This window comes from Streptomyces kronopolitis (assembly GCF_050953795.1).
GTDB classification, from domain to species: domain Bacteria; phylum Actinomycetota; class Actinomycetes; order Streptomycetales; family Streptomycetaceae; genus Streptomyces; species Streptomyces kronopolitis_A.
The window spans coordinates 7,627,423-7,652,847 of the sequence record NZ_CP191850.1 but is presented as its reverse complement, the minus strand read 5'-3'; the positions used below and the strand labels follow the sequence as shown (position 1 = coordinate 7,652,847).

The following is a 25,425-nucleotide window of genomic DNA, read 5'->3' as shown; positions in this document are numbered from 1 at the left end:
CCCGCGTCCGGTCACGACGTTCCCAGTTCCTTGTCGATGAGGTCGAACAGTTCGCCGGCGGTCGATGCCGATGCCAGTTCGCCGTCGTCCTCATCGGTTTCCGCGTACGGATCCGCGCCTTGCTCCTGCTTGTTGTCGCCCTGCCAGTGCGCGGCCAGTGCCCGCAGCCGGCCGGCGATCTCGGCCCGTTCCCCGTCTCCGAGCGTGGCCCCGGCCAGCGCCGCCTCCAGCCGGGTGAGCTCGCCGAGGATCGGCTGCGCACCCGAGACCTCGGGCAGGTCGATCTCGTCCAGGACATGGCGGACCAGGACGAGGGGTGTCGGGTAGTCGAAGACGAGGGTGGCGGGCAGCCTGAGCTGCGTCGCCGCGTTGAGGTGGTTGCGGAGTTCCACCGCCGTCAGCGAGTCGAAGCCCAGTTCCTTGAAGGCCTGGTCGGGCTCGATGTCCTCGGCGGATCCGTGTCCGAGGACGAGCGCCACCTGGGTGCAGACCAGGTCGAGCAGATACTGCTCGCGGTTGGCCGGCGGCAGTGCGGCCAGTCGTGCCGCGAGATCCTGCGCCGCTTCGGCTCCCTTCGCCGCGGCGGCGGTCGCGGTCTGGCGGCGGGCGGGTGCCCGGACCAGGCCGCGCAGCAGCGGCGGTACGGCCTCGGGGTGGGCGCGCAGCGGCGCCGTGTCGAGGTTCATCGGGAGCAGCAGGGGCCGGGCCAGGTCCCGTGCGGTGTCGAGCAGGCCGAGCCCCTGTTCCGGGGTGAGCGCGCGCATGCCGCCGCGGGCCATGCGCTGGAGGTCGGCTTCGCTGAGTTCGCCCGTCATGCCGACGCCGGGCGCCCAGGCGCCCCACGCCAGCGACTGTGCGGGGAGCCCCAGTCCGCCGCGCCGGCAGGCCAGCGCGTCCACGAAGGCGTTCGCGGCCGCGTAGTTGGCCTGTCCGGCGCTGCCGAACGTGCCCGCCACCGAGGAGAAGACGACGAACGCCGCCAGGTCCTCGTGCCGGGTCAGCTCGTGCAGGTTGCTGACCGCGTCGACCTTCGGCGCGAGCACGGTGTCCAGGCGCTGTGGTGTCAGCGAGGACAGGATGCCGTCGTCGAGGACGCCGGCCGTGTGCACGACCGCGGTGAGCGGGTGCTGTGCGGGCACGGAGTCCAGCAGCTCGCGCAGGGCCTCGCGGTCGGCGCTGTCGCAGGCGGCGACGGTGACCTCGGCGCCGAGGGCGGCGAGTTCGTCGCGCAGTGCGTCGACGCCGGGCGCCTGCGCGCCGCGCCGGCTGGCCAGCAGGAGGTGGCGGATGCCGTGCTCGGTCACCAGGTGCCGGGCCACCAGCGCGCCCAGCCCGCCGGTGCCTCCGGTCACCAGGGCCGTGCCCTGCGGGTCGAGGGGGGCCGGCACGGTCAGGACGACCTTGCCGATGTGCCGGGCCTGGCTGAGGTGCCGGAAGGCGTCCGGCGCTCGGCGTACGTCCCAGGCGGTCACCGGCAGGGGCTGCAGGGCGCCCTTCTCGAAGAGGTCGAGGAGCGCCGTCAGCATCTCCCCGATCCTGTCGGGACCGGCTTCCCAGAGGTCGAACGCCCGGTAGCGCACGCCCTCGTGGTCGGCCGCGACCTCCCGCGGGTCCCGGACATCGGTCTTGCCCATCTCCAGGAACCGGCCGCCGCGCGGCAGCAGCCGCAGCGAGGCGTCGACGAACTCCCGTGCCAGGGAGTCGAGTACCAGGTCGACACCCCGGCCACCGGTCTCGGCGAGGAAGGAGTGCTCGAAGTCCAGCTCCCGAGAGGACGCGATGTGCGCCTCGTCCAGACCCGAGGCCCGCAGCGTCCCCCACTTGCCGGGGCTCGCGGTGCCGAACACCTCGGCGCCCAGGTGCCGGGCCAGCTGCACGGCGGCCATCCCCACACCACCCGCGGCGGAGTGCACCAGCACCGACTCGCCCGCCTGCACCTCGCCGAGTTCCACCAGCGCGTAGTACGCCGTCAGGAACACGACGGGAACGGAGGCGGCCTGTGCGAACGACCAGCCCTCGGGGATGCGGGCCAGCAGTCGGCGGTCGGCCACCGCGAGGGGCCCGAAGGCGCCGAAGAACATGCCCATCACCCGGTCGCCCGGTTGCAGGTCCGTGACTCCGGGACCGACCTCCAGCACCACCCCGGCGCCCTCACTGCCGAGCGCGCCGGCCTCACCGGGGTACATCCCCAGCGCGTTGAGCACATCGCGGAAGTTGACGCCGCCCGCACGCACCCCGATGCGGACCTGTCCGGGCTCCAACTCGGCTGCCGCGTCCGGGCATGCGGCCAGGAGCAGATTGTCCAGGGTGCCCTTGTCGGCGATGTCGAGCCGCCAGGCGTCCCCGTTTCCGTCCGTGTCGGGCCGGCGCAGCGCCTCCGTGGAGGCGACCCGGGCCAGGCGCGGTACGTGCAGCGCGCCCGCCCGTACGGCGGCCTCGGGCTCTCCGCTCGCGAGGGCGCCGGGCACGGCCGCGGTGGAGGCCGCGGTGCCGTCGAGGTCGAGGAGCGTGAAGCGGCCCGGGTTCTCCACCCCGGCGGCCCGCACCAGGCCCCAGACGGCGGCCTGCGCCGGGTCGGGGTGGTCGGCGTCCGAGGTGCTCACGGCGCCGTGCGTGAGGATGACCAGCCGGGAGGCGGCGAAGCGGTCGTCGGCCAGCCACGTCTGGAGCAGCGCGAGGGCGTCGTGGGCGGCGGTGTGCGCCCCGGCGGCCGCGTCGGAGGGGTCGTCCGTCCTGGTGGCGCTGACGAGTACCACGGGCGGCACCTCGTCGGCCAGCTCGCTCAGGCTGTCCGTTGCCTCCGCCCGTACGCCGGTGCCGTCCAGGGCCACGGCCAGCGCCATGTCCCCGACGACCGCCCACTGCTCGTCGTCGGAGGGCGCGGTGGGCAGCGGCACGGTGTTCCAGTCCACCTGGAACAGCGCGTCGTGGTGGGTTGCCCCGCCACTGACCTGCTCACCTGAGACCTGGCGGAGTATCAAGGACTCGATGGAGGCGACCGCGCCTCCTGCCGGGTCGGCCAGTTCGAGGGAGACCGCCTCGGGTCCGGACTGCACCAGACGGACACGCAGGGCGCCGGCGCCGGCGGCCTTCAGGGAGACGCCGTTCCAGGAGAAGGGCAGCCGGCCGCGGCCGACATCCTCCATGGACACGAACATCATCGCGTGCAGCGCGGAGTCGAGCAGCGCGGGATGCAGCCCGAACGCGCCGGCCAGCCCCTCGTGCTCGGCCGGCAGTCCGACCTCGGCGAAGATCTCGTCACCGCGCTGCCAGACGGCCTGCAGCCCGCGGAAGACGGGGCCGTAGGCGAAGCCGGCCTCGGCGAAGCGGCCGTAGAAGTCGTCGACCGAGGTGGCCTCCGCGTCGCGCGGCGGCCAGACCGTGAAGTCGTACTGCTCGCCCTGGTCCGCGGCCGCTCCGGTGGACACCACGCCGCTGGCGTTGAGCACCCACGGCTGCTCGGTCAGCTCGTCCTCCGGCCGCGAGTACAGGTTCAGCGTCCGCCGCCCGGACTCGTCCGGCGGCTCCACCGCGAGCTGGAGCTGCACCGCGCCGCGCTCGGGCAGGACCAGCGGCGCGGCGATGGTGAATTCGTCCACGCGGTCGCAGCCCACCTCGTCGGCGGCACGGACGGCCAGTTCGAGGAAGCCGGTGCCGGGGAACAGCACGGTCCCGGTCACCGCGTGGTCGCCGAGCCACGGGTGGGTGTGCAGCGACAGCCGCCCGGTGAAGAGGAACGCGTCCGAGCCGGCCACCGCGACGGCCGCGCCGAGCAGCGGGTGGTCCGCCGAGCCGAGTCCGGCCGAGCTGAGGTCGCCGGTCGGCAGGACGGGCGGCTTGGGCCAGTAGCGGTGCCGCTGGAACGCGTAGGTCGGCAGCCCGATGCGCCGGGCGTCGCCGTCGGTGAAGGCGGCCTCCCAGGTCAGCGGCGTCCCGGCGGTGAACACCTGGGCGAGCGCGGTGAGCAGTCCGGTCGCCTCCGGGCGGTCCTTGCGCAGGGCGGGGACGAGGAGGTGGTCCGCGTCGGCGTCGCCGTCGAGGCAGCCCTGCGCCATGGCGGTCAGCGTGCCGTCCGGTCCGATCTCCAGGAACCGGGTGACCTCGTGCTCCGCCAGCCACCGGACTCCGTCGGCGAACCGGACGGCACCGCGCACGTGCCGCACCCAGTAATCGGGGGAGGTCAGCTCTTCGGCCGTGGCGAGTTCGCCGGTGACATTCGAGACGACCGGGATACGGGGCTCCTCGTACGTCACGCTTTCCGCGACGGTACGGAATTCGTCGAGCATCGGCTCCATCAGCGGGGAATGGAAGGCGTGACTCACCTGGAGCCGCTTCACCTTCCGGCCCTCGGACTCGAAATGCCCGGCGATCTCCGCCACCGCGGATTCCGCACCGGCGATCACGGTCGACTTGGGACCGTTGACCGCGGCGATACTCACCCGCTGCTCCTGGCCGGTCAGCAGCGGCAATACCTCGTCTTCGGCGGCCTGAAGCGCGACCATCGCGCCGCCCGCGGGCAAGGCCTGCATCAGCCGGCCGCGGGCCGCGACCAGACGGCAGGCGTCCTTGAGCGACAGCACTCCGGCCACGTGTGCGGCAGCCAATTCTCCGATGGAATGTCCCACCAGATAGTCCGGCCGCACGCCGAACGACTCCACCAGCCGGAACAGCGCCACCTCGATGGCAAACAACGCCGGCTGGGTGAATCCGGTCCGGTTCAGCGTTTCCGCATCCCAGTCGTCTGTCCCCTCCGCCTCGTCACCGAAGACCACGCCCCGCAGCGGGGACGCCATTTCGCTGTCGAAGTGGGCGCAGACGGAGTCAAAGGCGTTCGCGAAGGCCGGGAACGCGTCGTACAACTCGCGCCCCATTCCGAGACGTTGTGCGCCCTGGCCCGTGAACAGCAGTGCCAGCCGGCCGTCCGCCTTTGCGGTGCCGGTGACGGCGTTCGGCGCGGCTTCGTCGGCCGCCACGGCGGCCAGGCCGCGGAGCAGCTCGCCGCGGTCCGTGCCGAGGACGACGGCGCGGTGCTCCATGACCGACCGGGTGGTGGCCAGCGACAGTCCCACGTCGGCGGTGCGCAGGGCCGGGAAGGCCTCCAGGTGCGCGAGCAGCCGGGCGGCCTGCCCTCGGAGGGCGCCCCTGGTCTTACCGGTGATCGCCCAGGGGGCGGGAGAGGTCGGAGCTACCGACCGTCCCTCGTCCGCGGGGTCGATCTCCTCGACCGGGGCGGCTTCCTCGGGCGGAGCCTCCTCCAGGATCGTGTGGGCGTTGGTGCCGCTGATGCCGAACGACGACACACCCGCCCGACGCGGGCGGCCCGTCTCGGGCCACTGCACCGACTCCGTCAGCAGCCGCACATCGCCCGCCGACCAATCCACGTGCGAGGACGGCTCATCGACGTGCAGCGTCCGCGGCAGCACACCGTGCTGGAGCGCCAACACCATCTTGATCACACCCGCCACACCCGCAGCCGCCTGCGTGTGCCCGATGTTCGACTTCACCGAACCAAGCCACAACGGCTGCTCCCCGCTCCGGTCCTGACCGTAGGTCGCCAGCAGCGCCTGCGCCTCGATCGGATCACCCAGCGACGTACCCGTCCCATGCGCCTCAACCACATCCACATCCGACGGCGACAGCCCCGCACCGGCCAACGCCTGCCTGATCACCCGCTGCTGCGACGGACCATTCGGCGCCGTCAAACCATTCGACGCACCATCCTGATTCACCGCAGAACCCGCCACCACAGCCAACACCCGATGCCCAAGACGCCGCGCATCCGACAACCGCTCCACCACCAACACACCCACACCCTCGGAAAACCCCGCACCATCCGCAGCATCCGAAAACGCCTTACACCGACCATCAGCAGCCAACCCACGCTGCCGACTGAAATCCACAAACAACCCCGGCGTCGACATCACCGTCACACCACCCGCCAACGCCACATCACACTCACCCGCACGCAACGACTGCACCGCCAAATGCAACGCCACCAACGACGCCGAACACGCCGTATCCACCGTCACCGCAGGACCCTCAAGCCCAAACGTGTACGACAACCGCCCCGACACCACACTCGCCGCATTACCCGTACCGATATAACCCCCCAAATCCTCCTCACCCGACGCCACCAACAACCCCGTGTAATCCTGACCATTCGTCCCCGCAAACACCCCCGTACGAGAACCCCTCAACACACCAGGAACAATCCCCGCCCGCTCAAACGCCTCCCACGACGCCTCCAACAACAAACGCTGCTGCGGATCCATCGCCACCGCCTCACGCGGCGAAATCCCGAAAAACCCAGGATCAAAACCATCAACCCCCGGCAAAAACCCACCCGCACGCGTCGACACCTTCCCCGGCACACCCGGCTCAGGGTCAAACAAACCCTCAACATCCCACCCACGATCCACCGGGAACGGCACCACACCATCCCCACCCTCAACCAACAACCCCCACAACTCCTCCGGCGACCCCACCCCACCCGGGAACCGACAACTCATCCCCACAATCACCACCGGTTCGTCGTGCTCCACCTGCCCAGCCGTCACGGCGGCCGGGGCCGACACGGGCCCGTCCTGGGCGGCCGTGTCGGACAGTTCGGTGAGCAGGAAGTCGGCGAGTACCGCGCAGGTGGGGTAGTCGAAGACGAGGGTCGCGGGCAGCCGCAGTCCGGTGATGCCGTTCATGCCGTTGCGCAGTTCGACGGCGCTGAGCGAGTCGAACCCGAGGTCGCTGAAGGCCCGTTCGGGGTCGACGGCGGAGGGTCCGGCGTAGCCGAGCACGGTGGCGACATAGCTGCGGACGACGTCCAGGACCATGGCGGCGCGCTCGGCTCCGGCGAGGCCGGCGAGGTGCTGGAGCAGCTTGGCGGCGTCGGATCCGGTGTCGTCGCTCTCCTGTGCCGTCTCCAGGACGCGCTGGGCGTCCGGGAGGTCGCGCAGCAGTGCGCTGGGCCGGGAGGCGGTGAAGGCGGGGGTGAACTTGTCCCAGCCGAGGTCGGTGACGGAGACGTAGGCCTCGTCGTGGTCGAGAGCCTGCCGGAGCGCGCCGCAGGCCAGTTCGGGCTGCATGTCGTAGACGCCATAGCGCCGGAGCCGGTCGCCGACGGCGCCCTCGCCCATGCCGTCTCCGGACCAGTGGCCCCAGGCGACGGCGGTGGCGGGGAGCCCCTCGGCGCGCCGCCGGTCGGCGAGCGCGTCGAGGAAGGCGTTACCGGGGGCGTAGTTGCCCAGGCCCGGGCCGCTGATGGTGCCGGAGGTGGAGGAGAAGAGCACGAAGGCGGAAAGGTCCCGGTCGCGGGTCAGCTCGTGGAGGTTGAGCGCCGCGGTGACCTTGGCACGCAGCACGGTGTCCATGCGGCCGGGGTCGAGGGAGTCGATCACACCGTCGTCGAGGGTGCCCGCGACGTGCATGACCGCGTCGAGCGGGTACTGCTCGGGGACGGCCGCCAACAGGTCGCGCAGCGCGTCGCGGTCGGCGACGTCGCAGGCGGCGAAGGTGACGCGGGAGCCGAGCGCGGTGAGTTCGGCTTCGAGCTCGGCCGCGCCCGGGGCGTCGGCTCCGCGGCGGCTGGTGAGCAGCAGGTGCTCGGCGCCTTCGCGGGCCAGCCAGCGGGCGATGTGACCGCCGACGGCGCCGGTGCCGCCGGTGACGAGGACGGTGCCGCGGGGCCGCCAGGTGCGCTGGGGCGGGGTGCCGGCCAGCGGGGCGCGGGCCAGTCGGCGGCCGTAGGCGCCGGAGCCGCGCAGGGCGATCTGGTCCTCGCCGTCCGGGTCGGCGAGCAGGGCGCAGAGGCGGTCGGCGGCCCGCTTGTCGAGCGTCTCGGGCAGGTCGATCAGGCCGCCCCAGCGGTCGGAGTGCTCCAGCGCGGCGACCCGGCCCATGCCCCAGACCAGGGCCTGGTGGGCGTGGGTGACGGACTCGGAGCGGCCGATGGCGACCGCGCCGCGGGTCCCGCACCACAGGGGGGCGCCGATGCCGAGGTCGCCGAGCGCCTGGACCAGGGACAGGGTCGCGGACAGCCCGAGAGGCACGGCCGGGTGGCCGGGGTGGGGCTGCTCGTCGAGCGGGAGGAGCGAGAGGACTCCGGTGAGGTCGTCGTCCCCGAGTTCCTCGCGCAGCCGTGCGGCGGTCCGTTCGCGGCTGCCGCCGTCCTCGGGCGTCAGGCCGACGAGCCGTACCCGGGCTCCGTGTGCGGTGAGGGCGTCCTGTACGGCGGCGACCCGGCCGGCGGCGCCCTGCGAGGCGGGCGCGACAAGCAGCCAGCTGCCGTGCAGGACCGCGGCGGTGCGCTCGGCGAGCGGGGACCAGCGCACATTGTAGCGCCAGCTGTCGACGGTGGACTTCTCGCGGCTGTTCCTGCGCCACGAGGAGAGCGCGGGCAGTACGGCGCTCAGCGGCTGGTTGCCGTCCAGGTGGAGCGTGTCGGTCAGCGCCTGGAGGTCTTCCTTCTCCACGCTCTCCCAGAACTTCGCCTCGACGGCGTCGGACACCGGCCCGTCCGCGTTGTCCGCCGCGGCCAGTTCACGGGCCTGGGGCCAGTACCGCGCGCGCTGGAAGGCGTAGGTCGGCAGGTCGACACGGGAGGCGCCGGTGCCGGCGAAGACCGCGGTCCAGTCGACCTCCACGCCCTGGGCATGGGCTTCGGCGAGGGAGGTCAGCAGCCGGCCGAGGCCGCCCGCGTCCCGGCGCAGGGTGCCGAGCACGGCGGCGTCCGTGCCGAGCGCGTCCACGCAGTCGCGGATCCCGCCGGTCAGCACGGGGTGCGGGCTGACCTCGATGAAGGCCCGGTGTCCGGCGGCCACCAGGCCGTGGATGGCGTCCTCGAAGCGGACGGTCTGCCGCAGGTTGGTGTACCAGTAGTCGGGGTCGAGGCCGATGGTGTCCTGCCACTGGCCGGTGACGGTGGAGAAGAACGGGATGGCGGCCTCGGCCGGGCGGATGCCGTCGAGGGCGTCGAGGACCCGCTCCCGTACCGGCTCGACCTGCGCCGAGTGGGAGCCGTAGTCGACGGACACCTTGCGGGCCCGCACCCCGTCCGCGGTCAGTGCGGCGTACAGCTCGTCGAGGGCGTCCGCGGCACCGGAGACCACGACGGAGGCGGGGCCGTTCACGGCGGCGACGGACAGCCGCTCGCCCCACGGTGCGATGCGCTCGCGGACCGCTTCGGCGGGCAGCTGGACGGACATCATGCCGCCGCTTCCCGTGACGGCGGTCAGTGCCCGGCTGCGCAGGGCCACCACCCGCGCCCCGTCGTCCAGGGTCAGCGCCCCGGCGACGCAGGCGGCGGCGATCTCTCCCTGGCTGTGGCCGACGACGGCGTCGGGCTCGACTCCGTAGGAGCGCCAGAGTTCGGCGAGCGAGACCATGACGGCCCACAGCGCGGGCTGGATGACGTCGACCCGTTCGAGGTCGGCCGCGTCGGCGTCGCCGCGCAGAACGGCCGTCAGCGACCAGTCGACGAAGGGGTCGAGGGCGCGTTCGCAGGCGGCGAGTCGGTCGGCGAACACCGGTGCCGTGTCGAGCAGTTCGCGTGCCATCCCGGCCCACTGGCTGCCCTGGCCGGGGAAGACCAGGACGGGGCGGGCACTGCCGTCACGGGCGAGACCGCGGGGCACGTCGGAGACCATCGCGCCCTCGGCGATCTCGCGCAGGCCGCGGTCGAGGTCGTCCCGGTCGGCCGCGACGAGCACGGCCCGGTGCTCGAAGGCGGAGCGGGTCGTGGCGAGCGAGAAGCCGAGGCCGGGCAGGTCGCACGCGGCGGGCCCGGCGAGCAGTTGGGAGCGCAGCCGTGCGGCCTGGTCGCGCAGCGCCTCCGCGCTGCGCGCCGACAGGGGCACCGGCACGACGGGCAGGGCGGACACCGCCGGGGTGGCCGGCCGATCCTGCTGCCGGGGTGCCTCCTCGACGATGATGTGGGCGTTGGTGCCGCTCATCCCGAACGAGGAGACGCCGGCCCGGCGCGGCTCGTCCGCGTCCGGCCAGGTGACGGCCTCGTTGAGCAGCCGTACATGACCTGCCGTCCAGTCGACGTGCGGGCTGGGCTCCTCGGCGTGCAGCGTCCGGGGCAGCAGACCGTTGCGCAGCGCCATCACCATCTTGATGACGCCGCCCACGCCGGCGGCGGCCTGGCTGTGGCCGATGTTCGACTTCAGCGAGCCGAGCCACAGCGGCCGGTCCTCGTCGCGGTCCTGTCCGTAGGCCGCGATCAGGGCCTGGGCCTCGATCGGGTCGCCGAGGGTGGTTCCGGTGCCGTGCGCCTCGACGGCGTCGACCTGCCGGGGGCTGAGGCCGCCGGCGGCCAGTGCCCGGCGGATGACGCGCTGCTGGGAGGGGCCGTTGGGGGCGGTCAGGCCGTTGGAGGCGCCGTCCTGGTTGAGGGCGCTGCCGCGAATGACGGCCAGGACGGGATGCCCGTTGCGCCGCGCGTCGGACAGCCGCTCGACGGCCACCATGCCCACGCCCTCGGCCCAGCTCGCGCCGTCGGCGTCGGCCGAGAACGGCTTGCAGCGGCCGTCCTCGGCGAGCGCCCGCTGCCGGCTGAACTCGATGAGCGAACCGGGGGTGGACATCACCGTCACACCGCCCGCGAGCGCGAGATCACACTCGCCCTGACGGAGCGACTGGACGGCCAGGTGCAGGGCGACCAGGGACGAGGAGCAGGCGGTGTCGACGCTGACCGCCGGCCCTTCGAGACCGAGGGTGTAGGCGATCCGTCCGGACAGCACGCTGGGCGAGTTCCCGGTGCCGACGTAGCCCTCGAAGCTCTCCTGCGCGCCGCTGAGGATGCCGATGTAGTCCTGGTAGGTGACGCCCGCGAAGACGCCGGTGAGGGTGCCGCGGGCGGCCGCGGGGTCGATTCCGGAGCGCTCCAGGGCCTCCCACGACGCTTCGAGGAGAAGGCGCTGCTGCGGGTCCATCGACAGCGCCTCACGGGGGCTGATGCCGAAGAAGCCCGGGTCGAAGTGGCTGGCGTCGTGCAGGAAGCCGCCTTCGCGGGTGTAGCAGGTGCCCGGGTGGTCCGGGTCCGGGTGGTAGAGGCCGGCGAGGTCCCAGCCCCGGTCGGCGGGGAACGGGGAGATCCCGTCGCCACCCGCCGCGACCAGCTCCCACAGCTCCTCGGGCGTACGGATACCGCCCGGGTAGCGGCAGCTCATCCCGACGATGACGATCGGGTCGTTGTCGACGGGCGCCGCGGACGCCGCAGGCACCAAGTCGCCCGTCTCACCCGTGAGTTCCTCGTCGAGGTAGCGGGCGAGGGCCACCGGGGTCGGGTAGTCGAAGACGAGCGTGGCGGGCAGCGCCATCCCCGTCGCCGCCCTGAGCTGGTTGCGCAGCTCGACGGCGGTGAGGGAGGTGAATCCGAGGTCGGTGAAGCTCCGGGAGGGCTCCACCTCGTCCGGTCCGGCGTAGCCGAGGACGTGCGCGACCTGGGTACGGACGACGGTGAGCAGCGCACGGCCGCGTTCGGTCGCGCTCTTCCCCGCGAGTCGGCGCGCCAGCCCGGAGGCCGCGGTGGCCTGTTCACGTGTGGCGATCCGTCGCCCGGAGCCCTGCGCCAGCGCGCTGAGGAGGGGCGGGAGTGGGGCCGAGGAACCGCGGAGTGCGGCACGGTCCACCCGTGCGGGACGCAGCACCGTCCGTCCGGTGGCCCGGGCGGCGCCCAGCAGCGCCGCGGTCTCCTCCACCGACACCGGGGACAGCCCCGGCGTCTCGGCGGCGGACGGCGGGAGCAGCGCCAGGACCGGCAGGCCGGCGCCGGCCCGGCGACGCGCGAGCGCGGCCAGCTGCCCGCCCGACGGTGCGCCGGCCGGGCCGCCGATGCCGAGGAGGATGAGCGCGGGCGGAGCACCGTCCGCGCCGGTGCGGCGGGTCAGCTCATCGAGCGTGCGAGCCGTGTCGACATCGCGGCTCCGGTCGAGGTCGGCGGTGTGCACGAGGGCGCTGAGCGGGCGCCCGGTCGCTCGGACCGCGGCGATGGCTGACTGCAGGTTGTGGGGGTCCTGACCGGTGTCCGCTGCCGCCGTTGCCTCCTGGCTTCCGGCACCGTCCTCGTCGAGAGCCTCGTCGAGGGCCGTGTCCTGGTCCGGGTGGACGACGGTCCGGACATCTCCCTGGGCTTCGAGGGCGGCGGCGACCTGTTCGGCGAACGGGCCGGTGACCAGGACCGTTCCTCCGGACTCCAGGTCCAGGGCGGTGGCGGTGCTCGATGCGCAGCGGACCAGGCGCGCGGCCGACACCTCACCTCCGCGGACGGCAAGCTCGGACTCGTCCGTGGCGAGCGCGGCCGGCAGCACGCGGTGCGAGTCGCGGTCGTCATCAACGTCCACCAGCACGATCCGGCCCGGGTGGTCGGCCTGGACGACGCGAAGCTCTTCCCAGAGGGCGGCGGCCGCCGCGTCCGGTGCCTCGTCACCGAGGGCGAGGGCGCCTCGGGTGACGAACGCCAGGCGGGCCGGCGCCGACTCCTGCCCCAGCCGTTCGCCGAAGGCACCGAGGACGGTACGCGCCTCGGCGAGTGTGGCGACACCGGTCACGAGCACGGTGCCGGTCGTCGCGGCCGTCGTGGTGTCGGCCGCTGTCTCCAAGGCTTCGGCAGCGCGCGTGCCCAGTGTCCCGGCCAGGCCGAGCGGGTCGCTCCCCACTACCGTCAGCCGCGGCACATCGGCATCCGCCGCCGCGCTGTCGTCGCCGTCCGACTCCCCGGTCGCTTCCACGGCGATCGGTGCCCAGTCGACACGCAGCAGCGAAGGCGGCAGCGAGGGCGTCCGGTCGTCCCGCAGTTCACCGGTCTTGCGCATCAGCATCGACTCGACCGCGAGCACAGGCTGCCCGGTGCCGTCGGCGGCCTGGAGCGATACCTCGTCGGGCCCGCGACGGGCCAGCCGGATCCGCAGCGCGGTCGCGCCGGTCGCCTGTAGCGAGGCGCCGCTCCAGGCGAAGAGCACGGCCTCCGTCGCCACACCGTCCAGCAGACCGAGGCCGAGCGGATGCAGTGCCGCGTCCAACAGCGCGGGATGGAGGGCGAATTCCGCGGCCGCGGCGGATTCCGGCAGCTCGGCCTCCGCGTAGACACCGTCGGCCCCCTGCCACACGGCCCGCACACCGCGGAAGGTCGAACCGTAGTCGAACCCGGCCGCCGTCAAACCGTCGTACAGGTCATCGATGTCCACGGGCTCCGCGCCGGCCGGCGGCCACGCGGCGAAGTCGAAGGCCTCCGACGATCCGCTCTCCGCCAGCACACCGCTCGCATGCCGCGTCCACGGCGCATCGGCCGAGGCCGCCTCGGGACGCGCGTACACACCGAGCGCCCGGTCCCCGGAGGCGTCCGGGTCCTCGATGCGGAGCTGCAACTGCACCGCACCGTCCTCGGCGAGCACCAGCGGCGCCTCGAGGGCGAGTTCCCTGATGTGGGAGCAACCGACCTCGTCCCCCGCACGCACTGCCAGCTCCAGGAGCGCGGTGCTCGGGACGACGATCGCGCCGGCAATACGGTGCTCGGCGAGCCACGGCTGCGTACGCGGCGACAGCCGCCCGGTCAGCACCACCTCATGGCCACCGGCCAGGGACACCGTCGCCCCGAGAAGCGGGTGCCCGGCAGCGGCAAGACCGATCGACGAGGCATCCGCGGAGCCGGCCGGAACCTCAAGCCAGTAGGGCTGGTGCTGGAAGGCGTAGGTGGGGAGGTCGATCGGGGTGGGGGTGCTGCCCTCGATGGTGGTGGTCGGGAAGAGGGCCGGCCAGTTGATGGGGGTGCCGTGGGCGAAGGCGCGTCCGGCGGCGGTCAGGAGTGCGGATATCTCACCGCGGTCGTCGCCGCGCAGGGTGGGGATGAGGACCCGGTCCGCGTCCGCGTCACTGTCGAGGCAGCCCTGCGCCATGGCGGTGAGGGTGCCGTCCGGTCCGATCTCCAGGAACCGGGTGACCTCGTGCTCCGCCAGCCAACCGATCCCGTCCGCGAAGCGGACCGCCTCACGGACGTGCCGCACCCAGTAGGCGGGGGACGTCAGCTCCTGCGGCGCGGCAAGCATTCCGGTGACGTTCGAGACCACCGGGATGCGCGGCTCGGCGTACGACACGCTTTCGGCGACGCGACGGAACTCGTCGAGCATCGGCTCCATCAGCGGCGAATGGAAAGCATGACTGACCTGGAGCCGCTTCACCTTCCGACCCTCGCACTCGAAGCGATCGGCGATGGCCGCCACCCCGGACTCCTCGCCGGAGACCACAACCGACCGCGGACCATTCACCGCGGCGATGCTCACCCGCTGCTCCTGGCCGTCCAGCAGCGGCAGCACCTCATCCTCGGTGGCCTGCAACGCGACCATCGCACCGCCGGCCGGCAGGGCCTGCATCAGACGACCACGGGCCGCCACCAGACGACACGCGTCCTCCAGCGACAGCACACCGGCAATGTGCGCGGCCACCAACTCACCGATGGAATGACCCACCAGATAGTCCGGCCGGACACCGAACGACTCCACCAACCGGAACAACGCCACCTCGACGGCGAACAACGCCGGCTGAGTGAAAGCGGTTTGATTCAGTGCCTCCGCGTCCTCCCCGAACACCACATCCCGCAGCGGAGTCGCCAGCTCACCGTCGAAGCGCGCACATACCTCGTCGAAGGCATCGGCGAAGACGGGGAACGCGTCATACAGCTCCCGGCCCATCCCGAGCCGCTGCGCACCCTGCCCGGTGAAGAGCAGCGCCAGCCGGCCTCCGGTGTCCACCGCACCCGTTACGGCGTTGACCGCGGCGGTTCCCTCTGCCACGGCGGTGAGACCGGCAAGGAGTTCGGCGCGCTCGGTGCCGAGGACGACGGCCCGGTGCTCGAACGCCGAACGTGTCGTGGCGAGGGCGAACCCCACCTCCGGCGCGGCGAGTTCGGGCCGGGCCTCCACATGCGCCAGCAACCGCTGTGCCTGTGCCCGCAGCCCCTCCCGGCTCCGGGCCGAGACCACCCACGGCACCACGTCACCGAGCACATTCCAAGGCCCGGCTTCCGAACCCTCCTCCGCCGGAGCCTGCTCGATCACCACATGCGCGTTGGTCCCACTGACACCGAAGGCGGAGACCGCCGCCCGCCCCGGACGGCCGCTCTCCGGCCATCCGACGGCTTCGGTCAGCAGCCGCACATTGCCCGCCGACCAGTCCACGTGCGAGGAAGGCTCAGCGGCATGGAGGGTCTGCGGAAGGACGCGGTGCTGGAGCGCCAGCACCATCTTGATGACACCGGCCGCACCCGCGGCCGCCTGCGTGTGCCCGATGTTCGACTTCACCGAACCCAGCCACAACGGCCGGTCCGCGTCCCGCTCCTGACCGTACGTCGCCAGCAGCGCCTGGGCCTCGATCGGGTCACCCAGAGACGTACCCGTGCCATGCGCCTCGACCACGTCGACATCCGACGGCGAGAGCCCCGCACCGGCCAGCGCCTGGCGGATCACCCGCTGCTGCGAGGGACCGTTCGGCGCCGTCAGACCATTCGACGCACCGTCCTGATTCACCGCAGAACCCGCCACCACGGCCAGCACCCGATGCCCATGACGCCGAGCGTCCGACAGCCGCTCCACGACCAGCACACCCGCGCCCTCAGCCCAGCCGGTGCCGTCCGCGGCGTCCGAGAACGCCTTGCACCGACCGTCGGCGGCAAGGCCGCCCTGGAGGCTGAACTCGACGAAGGCTCCGGGGTTGCCCATGACCGTCACACCACCGGCAAGGGCGAGGTCGCACTCACCCGAGCGCAGCGACTGCACGGCCAGGTGCAGGGCGACCAACGACGAGGAACACGCCGTGTCCACCGTGACCGCCGGCCCCTCCAGGCCCAGCGCATACGAGACCCGGCCCGACACGACGGCGCCCGAGCTTCCGGTGAGCAGGTGGCCGCCGAGTCCTTCCGGAGCCTCCCGCAGCCCTGCCCCGTAGCCCGAAGCGCTGGCACCGACGAATACACCGGTGCGGCTGCCCTTGACCGATGTGGGGCTGACGCCGGAGCGTTCGAGGGCTTCCCAGGAGGTCTCCAGCAGCAGCCGCTGCTGCGGGTCGATCGCGACCGCTTCACGGGGGCTGATACCGAAGAACGCCGGATCGAACTGTGCGGCGTCGCGCAGGAATCCGCCCGCCCGCGTGCGGCTCGCGCCTTCCTCGTCGGCGTCGTTCCCGAAGAGGGAATCGAGGTCCCAGCCACGGTCCGTCGGGAAGCCGGAGATCGCGTCCTCGGCCCCGGCCACCAGCCGCCACAGGTCCTCGGGGCTGGCCACGCCACCGGGAAGGCGGCAGCTCATCCCGACGATGACCACCGGGTCCTCCGAGGTGGACGCCGGCACCGGCAGACCGGCCGCCAGGTCCGTCCCGGCCCCGAACAACTCAGCGTCCAGGAAACCTGCCAGGTCGCTCGGCGTCGGGTAGTCGAAGACCAGAGTGGCGGGGAGCCGAAGGCCGGTCTCGACGTTCAGGCCGTTGCGCAGCTCGACCGCGGTGAGCGAGTCGAAGCCCAGGTCCCGGAAGGTGACGCCGGTTTCGAGGTCAGCGGGCTTGTGGTAGCCGAGGACCGCTGCGGCGTGCGTACGCACCAGCTCCAGCAGCGCCCGCTCCCGCTCCACCACCGACAGCCCGGACAACCGCTCCCGCACCACACCGGCGCCCGAAGTCTCGCCACCGGCACCCAACGCCGCCCGCACCTCCGGCAGGTCCTCCAGCAACGGACTCGGACGGCCACTCGTGAACGCCGGAGCAAACCGCTCCCACTCCACATCCGCCACAACCACCGAACCCTCACCCGCACCGACAGCCGACTCCAAAGCCGACACCGCAAGAGCCGGATCCAACGCCCTCAGCCCACGCCGCAGCAGATGCTCCTCCGCACCCTCCACACCGGCCATCCCACCACCGGACCACGGACCCCACGCCACCGAACAACCAACAACGCCCCGCGCACGACGCGCCTCCACCACACCCTCAACGAAAGCATTACCCGCCGCATACGCAGACTGGCCGCCACTCCCCCACACACCGGCAATCGACGAGAACACCACGAAGGCATCCAGCTCCCGGTCACCCAGCACCTCGTCCAACACCACGGCACCGGACACCTTCGCACCCATCACCTGCGCGAAATGCTCCGCACCCGCATCGCTCAGAGGCACGGAATCCACCACACCCGCCGCATGCACCACAGCATCCACCGAACAACCCGACAGCAGCTCCTCCACCGCGCCCCGATCGGCCACATCGCAGGCCGCCACCGTCACCCGCACCCCGAGACCGGACAACTCCGCCTCCAGCTCCACCGCACCAGGAGCCTCCACACCACGGCGACTGGTCAACACCACATGCTCCGCACCACGCTCAGCCACCCAGCGCGCCACACGCCCACCCAGCGCACCCGTACCACCCGTGATCAACACCGTCCCCCGCGGCTCCCAACCACCAGCAGCGTCCGCGACAGGAGCCGGCGCATGCACCAGCCGCCGCCCGAACACCCCCGACACCCGCACCGCCACCTGATCCTCGCCACCGGACGCGAGAACCCCGACCAGCCGGTCAAGGACCCCACGGTCCACGGCTTCCGGAAGATCCACCAGACCGCCCCAACGGTCCGGCAGCTCCAGCGCCGCCACCCGGCCCAGGCCCCAGACCGCCGCCTGCACCGGATCCGGGCCACCATCCGACTCATCGACGGCGACAGCCCCCCGCGTCACCACCCACACGCGCCCAGCGGCACCCGCATCACCCAACGCCTGCACGAGCACCGCGGTACCCACGGTGTCCGCCGCACCTACCACCAGCACCCCGGCGACCGGCTCGTCACCGGCCACCTCACGCACCCGCTCGGCCAGCGAGCCCCGATCCGCCTCCCCCGCGACACACTCCACCCGCTCAACCGTCACACCACACCCGGCGAGCCCCGCCACCACAGCCTCGGACCACACCTCACCCGGAGCCACCACCACAAGCCAACGACCAGCAGGAACCGCGCCAGAAGGCGCCACCAGCGGCTTCCACTCCACCCGGTAGCGCCAGCCCTCCGTCGGGTCGGCGGCAGGTGCGGGCGTCGGCCAGTAGCGCTCGCGCTGGAACGCGTACGTGGGCAGATCCACTCGCCGAGCGGCGGGGAAGCACGTAGCCCAGTCCACGTCCGTGCCGAGCACGAACGCCTGCGAGACAGCGGTCAGCAGGGCTTCCGTCTCGGGGCGGTCCTTGCGCAGGACGGGGAGCAGCAGATCAGGTGCCGAGAGGCAGAGCTGCGCCATGGCGGTCAGGGTGCCGTCCGGCCCGATCTCCAGGAACCGGGACACGCCCTGCTGCTCCAGCCACCGCACCCCGTCAGCGAATCGGACGGCGTCCCGTACGTGCCGCACCCAGTAGTCGGGCGACGTCAGCTGCTCCGCCGTGGCCAACTCACCGGTCACATTCGAGACCACCGGAAGACGCGGCTCAGCGAACGACACGCCCTCCGCGACCGCCCGGAACTCCTCCAGCATCGGCTCCATCAACGGCGAATGGAAGGCATGGCTGACCTGGAGCCGCTTCACCTTCCGCCCCTCGGACTCAAAGCGCCCGGCGATCTCGGCAACCGCCGACTCCTCACCCGACACCACCACCGACCGCGGACCATTCACCGCAGCGATGCTCACCCGCTGCTCAAGCCCCTCCAGCAGCGGCACCACCTCACCCTCCGACGCCTGAAGCGACACCATCGCCCCACCCGCCGGCAACGCCCCCATCAACCGACCACGCGCCGCCACCAGACGACACGCATCCGCCAGCGACAACACCCCCGCCACATGCGCGGCCACCAACTCACCGATGGAGTGCCCCACCAGGAAGTCCGGCCGCACACCGAACGACTCCACCAACCGGAACAGCGCCACCTCGACGGCGAACAACGCCGGCTGGGTGAAACCCGTCCGATTCAGCAGTTCGGCCTCGTCGCCGAACACCACATCCCGAAGCGACGACTCCCATTCGCCCTCGAAGTGCGCGCACACCGCGTCGAAGGCATCGGCGAACACCGGGAAGGATGCGTACAGTTCGCGGCCCATTCCGAGCCGCTGGGCGCCCTGGCCCGTGAACAGCAGGGCCAGTGGGCCCTCTGCCCGGGCGCCACGGATGACTCCGGGGCCGGGGGTCCGGTGGTCGTCGGCGAGTGCGGTGAGGCGGTGGACCGCCGATGCCGGGTCGTCCGCCAGGACCACGGCGCGGTGGTCGAAGCGCAGGGAGCGGGTCGTGGCGAGGGAGAAGCCCAGGTCCGCCAGGTCCGGTGCGGGGTTGTCCTCGTAGGCCGTGCGCAGGCGAGCCGCCTGTGCGCGGAGGGCGGCTTCGGTGCGTGCCGAGAGCACCAGGGGGGTGAGGGCCGGGCGTTCCGGCGCGGCGGCCCGGGGGGCCTCCGTGACGGCCGGCGGTTCGGGGGCGCTTTCCAGGACCACATGGGCGTTGGTGCCGCTGATGCCGAACGAGGAGACGCCCGCCCGGCAGACACCGCCCCTCGTCTCGGCGTCGAGCGGCCAGGCGACCGGCTCCGTGAGCAGCCGTACGTTGCCTTCCGACCAGTCCACGTGGGGTGTGGGCGCGTCCACGTGCAGGGTGCGCGGGAGCGTGCCGTGCTGGAGTGCCAGCACCATTTTGATGACACCGGCGACGCCCGCGGCCGCCTGGGTGTGGCCGATGTTCGACTTGACCGAGCCCAGCCACAGCGGCCGGTCCTCGTCCCGGTCCTGGCCGTAGGTGGCGAGCAGGGCCTGCGCCTCGATGGGGTCACCGAGGGCCGTTCCCGTGCCGTGTGCCTCGACCGCGTCCACGTCCGAGGGGGTCAGGCCGGCGCTGGCGAGTGCCTGCCGGATGACCCGCTGCTGGGAGGGGCCGTTGGGCGCCGTCAGACCGTTGGATGCGCCGTCCTGGTTGACGGCGGATCCGGCCACGACGGCAAGCACCCGGTGGCCGTTGCGGCGGGCGTCCGAGAGCCGCTCGACGAGCAGCATTCCGACGCCCTCGCCCCAGCCGGTGCCGTCGGCGTCCGCGGCGAAGGGCTTGCACCGTCCGTCGGGGGCGAGTCCGCGCTGCCGGCTGAACTCCACGAACGCGCCGGGCGTGGACATCACGGTCACGCCGCCGACCAGCGCCATGTCGCACTCGCCGGAGCGCAGGGCCTGCGCCGCCCAGTGCAGCGCGACCAGGGACGAGGAGCAGGCCGTGTCCACGGTCACCGCGGGGCCTTCCAGCCCGAGGGTGTAGGCGACGCGTCCGGAGACCACGCTCGCGGCGTTTCCGGTGCCGATGTAGCCGTCGAAGTCGTCCGGGGAGTGGGCGAGCAGTGCCGGGTAGTCCTGGCCGTTGGTGCCGATGAAGACGCCCGCGCGGCTGCCGCGCACGGAGTGCGGATCGATGCCGGCGCGCTCCAGCGCCTCCCAGGACACTTCGAGCAGCAGCCGCTGCTGCGGGTCGGTGGCGACCGCTTCGCGGGGGCTCATGCCGAAGAAGGCGGGTTCGAAGCGGTCCACGTCCGTCAGGAAGCCGCCGACGTTGACGTAGGTGGTTCCCGCGTGCTCCGGGTCGGGGTCGTAGACCGAGGTGAGGTCCCAGCCGCGGTCGGTCGGGAACGCTCCGACGGCGTCCGCGCCGTCCGTCAGCAGTTGCCAGAAGGCCTCCGGGGAGTCGACGCCGCCGGGGAAGCGGCAGCTCATGCCCACGATGGCGAGCGGGTCACCGTCGACCGCGGCGGGGGCCACCGTCTGCTCGGCGTCCGCGTGTTCCGGTGCGATCCGGGTGCGCAGGAAGCCGGCCAGTTCGGTCGGCGTCGGGTAGTCGAACACGACCGTCGCGCTGAGGGGGATACCGCAGGCCAGGCTGAGTGCGTTCCGCAGTTCGACGGCGATCAGCGAGTCGACGCCGAGCTCCCGGAAGGGGCGGTGCGGCGGCACCTCGGCGGGACCGGCGTAGTGCAGCACTCCGGCGGCGTACGCGCGGACGAGGTCGGTGAGTACCCGCTCCTGTTCGGCCGGCTCCCGACCCGCGAGCTGTCGGTACAGGTCGGACCGGTGGTCGTCGCCTGCCGTCCCCGCGGCGGGTTCGACCGCGGTGCGGACCTCCGGGAGGTCGCCGATCAGCGGGCTCGGGCGCACCATGGCGAAGGCGGAACGGAAGTCCGTCCAGGTGATGTCGGCGATCACCAGGCCGGGTGTCCGGGAGCGGATCGCGTGCCCCATCGCCTCGATGGCGAGGTCCGGCCGCAGGGGGGACACTCCGCCCCGGCGCATCCGCTGGGCCATCGCTTCGTCGCTGGCCATACCGCTCTCGCCCCAGGGCCCCCAGGCGAGGGAGGTCGCGGGCAGGCCGTCGGCCGCTCGCCGCTCGGCGAGGGCGTCCAAGTAGGCGTTGGCGGCAGCGTAGTTGGCCTGTCCGGCGGCGCCGATGCTACCCGCGAAGGACGAGAACAGCACGAAGGCCGACAGGTCACGTCCGCGGGTCGCCTCGTGCAGGTTCCGGGCCGAGACGGCCTTGGCCTGCAGGACGGCGGCGAACCGTTCGGGGGTGAGGGAGTCGAGTACGCCGTCGTCGAGTACGGCGGCGGCGTGGAAGACCGCGTCCACGGGGTGCTCGGTGAGCAGGGCCTCGACGGCGTCGGGGTCCGTGACATCGCAGGCCGCCACGGTCACCCGCACGCCGAGGGCGGTCAGCTCCGCCGTCAGCTCGGACGCCCCGGGCGCCTGCGAGCCGCGACGGCTCGTCAGGACCACGTGTTCCGCGCCGCGTTCCGCCACCCAGCGGGCCACGCGGGCGCCCAGCGCGCCCGTGCCGCCCGTGATGAGCACCGTCCCGTGCGGCTGCCAGCCGTCGGCCGTGTCGTCGCCGGCGGGGGCCGGGGCGTGCGCCAGCCTGCGCCCGAAGACGCCGGAGGCCCGCACCGCCACCTGGTCCTCGGCGCCCTGCCCGAGCACTCCGGCCAGGCGGTCGAACACCCTGCGGTCCACGGCCTCCGGCAGGTCCACCAGACCGCCCCAACGGTCCGGGTACTCCAGCGCCGCCACCCGGCCCACGCCCCACGCCGCGGCCTGCACCGGATCCGGTCCACCGTCCGACCGGCCGATCGCGACCGCGCCCCGCGTCAGCACCCACAGTCGCCCGCCGACGCCGGCGTCCCCCAGCGCCTGCACCAGGACCGCGGTCCGCACCGCGTCCGCGGATCCGACCGCCAGCACGCCCGACACCGGCTCCTCACCGGTCGCCGCACGCACCCGCGCGGCCAGCAGGGCCCGGTCCGTCTCGCCCTCGGCGCACTCCACCCGCTCGACCCGGACACCACCCGCCGCCAGCCCGTCCACCACGGCCTCGGCGTACGCGTCCCCGGCGGCCAGCACCGCTATCCAGCGGTCCCCCGGCACCCCGCCCGACTGCGCGGCGAGCGGCTTCCACTCCACCCGGTACCGCCAGCCGTCCACCACCGACCGCTCACGCCGCTGGCGCCGCCACGACGACAGCGCCGTCCGCGCCTGATCCCACGAGGCATCGCCGGCGATCGCGAGTTCCCCGGCCAGCGCCGCCGCGTCGCCGCGCTCGATGGCGTCCCAGAGTTCGGCGTCGGCTCCGTCGAGCGCGGGCGTCGCGCCGTGCTCGGCCGCAGTCGCGGTGGCCGCCAGCCAGTAACGCTGACGCTGAAACGGATACGTCGGCAGGTCGACGGGCCGCGTTCCGGGCAGCAGCGCGGCCCAGTCGAGCACCGCGCCGTGTACGTGCAGCCGCGCAAGCGCCGTGATCAGGTGCTGAGCCTCGGACCGTGCCCTCCGCAGCGCGGGCACCGCCTCGAACCCGGCGCCGTCCCCACACGCCTGGGCCATCGCGGTGAGCGTGCCATCGGGCCCGATCTCCAGGAACCGGGCGACGCTGTGCTCCGCCAGCCACTCGATGCCGTCGGCGAAGCGGACCGCCTCGCGGACGTGCCGCACCCAGTAGGCGGGGGAGGTCAGTTCCTGCGACGTGGCGAGCGTGCCGGTGACGTTCGAGACGACCGGGATACGGGGTTCCTCGAACGTCAGGCTCTCGGCGACGGTGCGGAACTCGTCGAGCATCGGCTCCATCAGCGGCGAGTGGAAAGCATGGCTCACCTGGAGCCGCTTCACCTTCCGACCCTCGGACTCGAAACGGTCGGCGATGGCCGCCACCGCGGACTCCTCGCCGGAGACGACGACCGACCGCGGGCCGTTCACCGCGGCGATGCTGACCCGCTGCTCCTGGCCATCCAGGAGCGGCAGCACCTCATCCTCGGTGGCCTGAAGCGCGACCATCGCACCACCGGCCGGCAGGGCCTGCATCAGACGACCACGAGCCGCCACCAGACGACACGCGTCCTCCAGCGACAACACCCCCGCCACATGCGCGGCCACCAACTCACCGATGGAATGCCCCACCAGGAAGTCGGCACGCACACCGAACGACTCCACCAGCCGGAACAGCGCCACCTCGACGGCGAACAACGCCGGCTGGGTGAAAGCGGTTTGATTCAGTGCCTCCGCGTCGTCACCGAACACGACCTCCCGCAGCGGCGAGTCCAACTCCCCGTCGAAGTGCGCGCAGGCGGCATCGAACGCTTCCGCGAAGACCGGGAAGGAGTCATACAACTCCCGTCCCATTCCTACGCGTTGGGAACCCTGACCCGTGAAGAGGAAGGCCGACTTGGTGCCGGGACGGTCCGTGCCCCGTACGAGGTTTTCGGCGTGCTCGCCGCGGGCGAGGGTGTGCAGTCCCGCGACGAGTTCCGCGCCGCTGCTGCCGAGGACGGCGGCGCGGTTCTCCAGCGCGGCGCGCGTCGAGGCGAGCGAGCGGGCGAGGTCGTGGATGTCGTGCCCGGGGTGGGCGTCGAGGTGCGAGAGCAGCCTGCCGGCCTGCTCGCGGAGGGCCTCGTCACTGCGGGCCGAGAGCACCCACGGCACGACCGGCAGCCGCACGGATGCCGCCGTGCCGTCCTTCTGGTCTTCTTCGGATGCGGGCTCCGGCTCCGGCGCCTGTTCCAGCACCGCGTGCGCGTTGGTTCCGCTGACACCGAAAGCGGAGACCGCGGCGCGTCCCGGCCGGTCGCTCTCCGGCCATTCGACGGCGTCGGTCAGCAGTCGTACATTGCCCGTCGTCCAGTCCACATGTGACGAGGGCTCATCGACGTGCAGGGTCTGCGGCAGGATGCCGTGCTGGAGCGCGAGCACCATCTTGATGACACCGGCCGCGCCGGCGGCCGCCTGGGTGTGCCCGATGTTCGACTTCACCGACCCGAGCCACAACGGCCGTTCCTCGTCCCGGTCCTGACCGTACGTCGCGAGCAGCGCCTGCGCCTCGATCGGGTCGCCGAGGGACGTGCCCGTGCCGTGCGCCTCGACCGCGTCCACGTCGGAGGGGGACAGGCCGGCCGCACCGAGCGCCTGCCGGATGACCCGCTGCTGGGAGGGGCCGTTCGGCGCGGTCAGGCCGTTGGAGGCGCCGTCCTGGTTCACGGCGGTGCCGCGGACGACCGCCAGTACCCGGTGGCCGTTCCGTCGGGCGTCCGAGAGGCGTTCCAGCACCAGCATGCCGACGCCCTCGGCCCACCCGGTGCCGTCCGCGGCCTCCGCGAACGCCTTGCACCGGCCGTCGGCGGCCAGGCCGCGCTGCCGGCTGAACTCGATGAACGCGCCCGGTGTGGCCATCACGGTCACGCCGCCCGCCAGGGCGAGCGTGCACTCGCCGGAGCGGAGTGCCTGGGAGGCCAGATGCAGCGCGACGAGGGAGGAGGAGCAGGCCGTGTCCACGGTGACGGCCGGGCCTTCGAGGCCCAGGGTGTAGGCGACGCGACCCGACACGACCGAGGTCGAGTTGCCGGTCAGCAGATGGCCGCGGACATCGTCGGGGATATCGCGAAGGCCGGCGCCGTATTCCTGGCCGCTGGCCCCGACGAAGATGCCGCTGCGGCTTCCCCGCAGTCCGAGGGGATCGATTCCGGCGCCCTCGAAGGCCTCCCAGGAGGCTTCGAGGAGCAGTCGCTGCTGGGGGTCCATCGCGAGCGCTTCGCGGGGCGAGATGCCGAAGAATCCGGGGTCGAATTCGGTGGCCTCGTAGACGAAGCCGCCCTTGCACGAGTAGCTCGTGCCCGACCCGTCGGACTCGGGGTCGTACAAGGCGTCGGCGTCCCAGCCGCGGTCCTGCGGCCACTCGGAGATGGCGTCCTCGCCGCCGTGCAGCAGTCGCCAGAATTCCTCCGGCGAGCTCACACCCCCGGGGAAGCGGCAGCTCATCCCGACGATTGCGACCGGCTCCTGCTGCTGAGATTCCAGCTCCTGCAGGCGCCGACGGGTCTCATGCAGGTCCGCGGTGACCCACTTGAGGTAGTCCCGAAGCCGTTCTTCATTCGCCATGTGGAACTTGCCCCATACGTTGTAGACCGGAACGGTTCACCAG

At 72.5% G+C, this 25,425-nt stretch carries 1 protein-coding gene; it reads right to left on the bottom strand.

The window, feature by feature from the left end:
• Positions 1 to 11: 11 nt before the first annotated feature.
• Positions 12 to 25,382, bottom strand: a complete 25,371-nt coding sequence (locus ACQP17_RS33490) for a type I polyketide synthase (protein ID WP_433859677.1) — start codon at positions 25,380 to 25,382, stop codon at positions 12 to 14.
• Positions 25,383 to 25,425: the final 43 nt, after the last annotated feature.

Bases quoted from the DNA above. Each gene is read 5' to 3' on its own strand.
- ACQP17_RS33490 (WP_433859677.1), bottom strand. From the start codon at position 25,382: ATGGCGAATGAAGAACGGCTTCGGGACTACCTCAAGTGGGTCACCGCG.